This window comes from Helicobacter anseris (genome assembly GCF_003364335.1).
GTDB classification, from domain to species: domain Bacteria; phylum Campylobacterota; class Campylobacteria; order Campylobacterales; family Helicobacteraceae; genus Helicobacter_H; species Helicobacter_H anseris.
The window spans coordinates 34,306-41,247 of record NZ_NXLX01000014.1 but is presented as its reverse complement, the minus strand read 5'-3'; the positions used below and the strand labels follow the sequence as shown (position 1 = coordinate 41,247).

The window sequence follows — 6,942 nt, the reverse complement described above, 5'->3', positions numbered from 1 at the left end:
ATATAAACCATTTTTCCATCCAGTTGCTTTGCTTGCTCCATCTTGAACATAAGCATTATAGATTGCAAACTCTATAGCATTAGAAGTTACATCTTTAATTCCTTTAGAAGAACCATCAATATCTATAGAACTATTAGAGCTTGTAAGAGAATTTGCATAAGAGAGTGCAAATCCTAAATAATTATTTGCTCCACTAAATCCAAAGGCATAATCATAACCTGCTTGGAATGTAGTATAGAGTGCTTTAGTTTCTAAAGCAAAGTTAGAGGTTTGCATACCATTAAAGATTCTAGCCCATGCACCTTGAGAATTAGCATTCTCTCTTAATTCACCCATTCTTTTATTTAAGCTATTCATATTAGCTAAATAAAGATCATAGTTAGAACCAAGAGCTGCTGCTGAAGCTTGTTGGTTAGCAAGAGAGGCACCAGTAGAAACTGCATTCACAAAGTAAGTAGTGTAGTCATTATGATTACCATTGCTAGTATCTACTATACCTTTGGAATCTGTATAAATACCTTTAATAGTAGAGCTAATTTGATCAAATCCTTGAAGTGTATCTTGAAGATTAAAAGTTACAACTCCGCTATTGCTTTCTGCTCCGCTAGTTCCACTAGTTGCATTATTTAGATTCTTTACTGTAGCTATTGCAACATTACCTTCTGTTTCACTTCCACCACCTCTATAGACAATATCTCTTACTTGAGTATTTGCATCATAAACAATTTGAAGGTTTTGAGTGGATTGTGTAGAGTTATCTCCTGCATTATGGATAAGAATTCTATCAGAATATGCATAGCCATAATCTGTATTATGAGAATTATCATAAGCATCTTTTCCACCTAAAGTAGCATTACTTGCCTTATCATTCACATAAACCAAGAATAATACCCCTTGATTTACTCCACTTGCATTAGATACTAAACCAGTATTTGTAGTTGGAGATGTTGATCCAATTTCAAGCAATCTAAAATCACTTCTATTAGGAGCATTAGTAACATCATTTACTCCTGTAGCAAGATTAACAATAGTATTGCTTTGATCAAAGATTGCAGAAATAGTTTGGGTAGAATCAAAGCTAGGAGTTCCTAGATTAAGTGTTACTAATTGAGAATGTGCACTATTTTTATCACCTGCTAAAATCAATTTAGAACCCTCACCCATACTAAGAGTAATGCTAGATTTAGAAGGATCCAATCCTAGAGTTCCTACAAAAGCAGAATTATTACTTAAATCTACATCATAAGCTTTTGTAGTATTTTTAGTGCTAGAAGATTCTAATGCACTAATAGAACCAGAAACAAGACCTGTTACTGTGATTGTATCTTTAGTGCTAGTTCTATCTGTTGTAATGCTTGTTAAAGAACCATCTGTAGTAAGAGTTGTAAATCTATCACCATATCTATCAATAAGACTTACATTTTTTTCATCTAAAACATCAATCTTATAATCAAATAAAGAAAGTTTTACACCATCTTTATAGGTTACTCCTAGGATTTTATTTTTAGTTACATCAGTGTTACTAGAACTTAAAAAATCATCATTTACAGTTCCGCTTGTTTTATTTCCATCTGTAGGAGTTGTTCCACCATCATTACTACTTGCAAAGATAAAGTTTGTGGTTCCACTAGAAGCATAATTAACATTTGCACCTACATTTACATCACCTTGCATTACAATATTTGTAGTTCCACCAGTAGTTTTTACTCCATAGATTGCTACTACTCCATTTGGAACAACAGATTTTTCTTGTCTTACTACAATATTTGTAGTTCCATTAGTAGTTTCTACTAAACCTGATGAAGCTCCATTAGAATCAATAATAAGACTACCATTAGACATCAATGCAGCTGGTGCCCAAAGAGTGTTTTCAAAGACAATATTGTTCGTTCCACTAGTAGTTGTAATCTTACCCTTTAAGTTTGCTAAATCAGAAACATTGCTACCTGTATTACTACTATCTAAAGGAATATTGAAAAATGTAGGGGCAGCTTGAGAGAGTTTAATATTATTTGTTCCACCAGAAGCACTAATATCTCCTGTGATGCTTACTTTATTATTAGATGTATTATTTCCTAGTGTGATGTTGTTAGTTCCACCTGCATTTACAGAAATATTACCTGTAATAGTATTGGTGTTTCCATTAAGAGTGACTGTATTTATACCATTATTTGTTGCATTGATAGTTCCAAATGTAGATGTTGCATTTGAGGTAATTTCATTATCACCATAATTTGCAGTTAAACTATCAATTGTAAGTGTTCCAGCAAGGAGAGAAATAGTGTTTTTTGCTACTCCAGTTTTTGATTTTCCTTCTGCTGTATTAGATGTCTCAACACTTCCAATATGGATATTTCCTGTTGTAAGTCCTGTGATGCTTTCTGGAGTTCCATTTGCAGCAGCAGTATAGTTACCAATAATATTTTGATTATTGGTAGTTTTAATACTATTTGTTGTAGCACTCATAGTTTTTACATTAAGTGTGAGATTATCAGCTGAGATAATATTTTTTGCAGTGCCTCCACCTGTTGCAGTAATGGTTTGAGTTGTTGAATCTGCATCATAATTCTCACTTCCTACAGTAAGAGTTATATTATTGTTTCCAGTTCCACTTGTTGCTGTATTTTTTGCTGTAATGGTATTAGTTCCAGCATTTGCTGAAAGACTACTACTGACTGTATTAGATGTTCCAGCAAATGAAATGGTATTGGTTCCACTACTTGCTGAGATATTTCCAGAAATTGTATTAGCACTAGAAGCACTAGAGAAAGTAATAGTATTTATTCCAGAGGATGTAATATTACCGGTGATGGTGTTAGTATTTCCTGCGTTAAAGTTAATAGTATTGGTACTTCCTTTATTATATTGTTTTGCAACTATATCACCTTTGATAGCATTGGTTCCAGTAGAGTTTATAACAACTTCATTATTTCCTACTACTACTGATTCTGTTGTGCTTGCATTGATATTACCTGTGATGGTTGTATTAGTTCCTGCTAGGGTAACCATATTGGTTCCACCCAATGCATAAAGCACATCATTGGTGTTATTATTTAAAATATTTTCAGTAAGTGATGTCGCACCTTCTGTTGTAATAGTATTTTTACCGCCAACATTTGCTGTAATCTTGCCATTGATGGCAAGAGAAGTAGAACTTCCATTTGCTTTTATGGTATTAGTTGCACCACTTCCTTGATATATCGCATTGATATCACCTGTGATAGTGCTAGCTCCTTTTGTAAAGGTAATGATATTATTAGCCTGCGTACCATTAAAAGGAGTGGCAGAGATATTTCCCATAATTTTATTAGTATCTGCTCCCATATTGATAGTATTTAGCGACTCTGTTGAAGTGCTATTTACTGCTTTGGCTTGGATATTCCCTGTAATTGTTGCACTTGTACCATTCATTGTTATAGTATTTTTTCCACCAGTAGTGGTAATAACATAGTCATCTGCGATTTTTGTAATTGAGTTTGTTCCAGCTTTAAAAGTAATAGTGTTAGTTCCATAGCTTTTACCATAACCATCAGCACCAATTCTTCCTGTGATGGTATTGGTTCCAGTAGCAGTATCCTCAAAAGTAATATTATTCGTTGCATTTTGGAATGCTGCATTTCCTGCTGCTTTGATTGTATATCCATCACCATTTCCTATGATGCTGTTATTATGAGATCCAGAAAAGACAATATTATTAACTGCACGAGTAACACTTATATTACCCTCTAGTTTTTGATCTTTATCACCATTAAAAGTGAAGGTGTTTTCTCCGCCATAAATACCACTAGGTGCTCCATTAGTGCTTGAATAATAGTTATCAGCTGTAATATTACCTATCAAATCACCCTTAAAAGTGAATTTAGTTCTAACATCACCTGAGCCTTGCTGTATATCAATATTCCCCACTACATCTCCGGTAAAATTCGCTTCAAATAGATTTTCACCATAGTATTTTTGAGCTCTACCGCCTTTAATTACTAAATTTCCAACAAGGGAGGTGGCCTTATCATTATACATTGAAGTTCCAGTGAGATTTAAAACCATACTTCTGTATTTTAAAAAATCTGAATTCCAACTACCATTTGTTGATGAGGGGGCAAAATCAAACTCCAAAGTCCCCTTTCCATTATTAATAGCCAACCCCTTATCAGCTATATCCAAGGTCAAAGTAGTGTTATTTGAACCATTAACATAACCATAAGCAGCAATCGTTATAGCATTTCCACTTACTGTAGAAGTGGGGTTGCTCAAACTGCTTGAATTATCAAATCTAAACTTCAATGTTTCTGCCAAGGGGCTTGAACTTATAATGGGTTGATAAAACTCGTTTAAAGCTTGCCCAGATCCTGCATTCCAAGAAAAACCGGTAGTGCTAACAGAACTAGCCATACCATTGTAGGTATAACAAATATTAGGACCACTACCAGTTCCAATGCAATCAGCACTTGCAACGCCAGCAGTTAAAAACAAAGCTAGAGAACTAGCAACTAAAGGTTTGAAAAATTTTTTTGAATCTTTTGAAGAGAAAGAAGCATTTAAAGAATTACTATACCCCCCCCCCTCATTACATCAAATTTTTGTTCCATAACAAGAACTCCTTTTTTAAGATTTTATTTTTAATTACTTTAAAAAGTATTTAAGCCCTTTATTTTTAAAGTAAGACAAAAATTATATATTAAAAAATTGCTTTTTTTGATAGTTATTGACAAATAATGAGGGGGGGGGGGTACTATCACATCCAATCAAGTAATTTAGAGACTTCTGGGACTTCAAAACATTTGATTTTTGTTTGTGATTTTGGTCTTTTAGATAAGATGGCATTTTTAAATCCATAGTTTTCCATTTCTTTAAGACGCATATCTATTTGACTTACTTCTCTGATATCTCCTATCAAACTCACCTCACCAATAAAAGCCACATCACTATTTAATGGACGATTCTTAAAACTTGAAAGGATACTGGCAATAACTGCAAGATCTGCACTTGTTTCTGTGATTTTAATCCCTCCTGTTACATTGATGAAAACATCATAACGATTGAGTGGAATCTCAAGCTTTTTTTCCAAAAGTGCCAAAAGCATATTTAAGCGGTTGGTATCAAAACCAGTGGCTGAGCGTTTAGGAGCTGCAAAACTACTTTCACTCACCAGTGCTTGAATCTCAAGTATCAAGGCTCTGCTTCCTTCTAAAAGCACAGTGATTGCACTTCCTGATGTCTTTGTCTTGCTAGAAAAAAAGAGCTTGGAGGCATTTTTGGCACTCACAAGCCCATCACTTTTCATCTCAAAAATTCCTACATCACTTGTAGTGCCAAAACGATTTTTAAATCCTCTTAGGATTCTAAGCTCTTTACTAGGATCTCCCTCAAAATATAGCACACAATCTACCATATGCTCCAATACCCTAGGTCCTGCTATACTTCCTTCTTTTGTAATATGTCCGATGATAAAAATAGCAATGCCATAAGCTTTTGCGATACGCATTAGCTCAAAAGTTACTTCACGCACCTGAGATACAGAACCTGCTGCTGAGAGTATCTGAGAGCTATAAATCGTTTGTATAGAATCAATGATACAAATACTATATGTCTTGCTTACTAAATGTGTTTTGATGATGTTTAATTCAATCTCATTTAATAGAAACAATCTTTCATGCACACACTGCAATCTATCTGCACGCATTTTTATCTGCCCTGCACTCTCCTCTCCACTCACATACAAGACATTATGCCCCTCTTTTGCTAAGCCTCCAGAAACTTTTAATAAAAGCGTAGATTTTCCCACTCCTGGACTTCCGCCTATAAGATATAATCCCCCCTTTACAATCCCTCCTCCAAGCACAATATCAAACTCCTCTTGCGTAGAGCTAAAACGCTTTATATTTTCATAGGCTACTTGTGTAATAGGTAAAGGAGGGTTATGAGAAGTATCGCTAATAATTTTTAGGTCTTGTATCTGACTTGCCTTAAGCTCAATAAAGCTTTCCCAAGAACCACAATTATTACATTTTCCTAGCCATTTGGAGCTTTGGTATCCACAATGCTGGCATTCAAAAAGTGAAGTTTTCTTTGCCATTATTCAAAAATAGAATCCAAGAAATCTTTGATAAAACCATCTTCATCAAAATCTATCAAATCTTGCGCACCTTCACCCACTCCAATAGCGATAATTGGGAGTTTAAGTGCATAAATGATACTCAAAATAGCACCTCCCTTACTTGTGCCATCTAGCTTTGTGATAATCACCCCATCAACTTGTAACATCTCGTGAAAAATCTTTGCTTGATTGATACTTGAGCTTCCTTGAGTGCCATCAAGGATAAGAATCTTTCTAAAGGGCTGATCTTGCAGTGCTTTGGAGCAAACTTTGGTGATTTTTAAAAGCTCATTTTTTAGATTGGTTTGATTGTGCAATCTACCTGCGGTATCAATGATAACATTATCCATTTTCCTTGCAATTCCAGCACTGATTGCATCAAATGCCAATGCACTAGGATCGCTTCCATATTGCGTAGAAACAATACTCACACCAATCTTTTCACTCCAAATTTTTAACTGATCGATTGCTGCTGCTCTAAAAGTATCTCCTGCTCCCAAAAGCACTTTTTTGTTTTGATTTTTATAGCGATTTGCAAGCTTTGCAATTGTCGTAGTTTTCCCCGCACCATTCACTCCTATGATAAGCTCTACAAGGGGCTTTGTATCAATGGGCTTAAGTGCTACTTTGTCATAATAACTCTCTCCTCTAAAAAATCTTTGCAAGCCTACTTCAAGATGATTGCGAGAGATTTTTTGAGGTAGGTGCTCTAAAAGCATTTCAATGATTTCATAATCCACATCTGCTTCTATCAATGCTTCCTCAAGTAAATCTTTTTGTATCTCTGGCTTTTTGGTGCCTAGAAAATTGCTTAAATTTTGTTTTGTTTTTTTGAAAAAATCAAACAT

At 34.7% G+C, this 6,942-nt stretch carries 3 protein-coding genes; all 3 read right to left on the bottom strand.

What is annotated here, in order from left to right:
* The coding region (locus CQA57_RS06070) for a beta strand repeat-containing protein (RefSeq protein WP_115579339.1) at positions 1-4,470 on the bottom strand (4,470 nt) is incomplete at its 3' end.
* Positions 4,471-4,732: 262 nt separating this feature from the next.
* Complete coding sequence (gene radA, locus CQA57_RS06065) at positions 4,733-6,073, bottom strand: DNA repair protein RadA (protein ID WP_115579338.1); 1,341 nt, start codon at positions 6,071-6,073, stop codon at positions 4,733-4,735.
* A complete protein-coding gene (gene ftsY / locus CQA57_RS06060) occupies positions 6,073-6,942 on the bottom strand; it encodes a signal recognition particle-docking protein FtsY (protein WP_115579337.1) in 870 nt (289 codons plus the stop codon). Before ftsY ends, radA begins: the two co-directional genes overlap by 1 nt.

Bases quoted from the DNA above. Each gene is read 5' to 3' on its own strand.
- radA (WP_115579338.1), bottom strand. From the start codon at position 6,073: ATGGCAAAGAAAACTTCACTTTTTGAATGCCAGCATTGTGGATACCAA.
- ftsY (WP_115579337.1), bottom strand. From the start codon at position 6,942: ATGTTTGATTTTTTCAAAAAAACAAAACAAAATTTAAGCAATTTTCTA.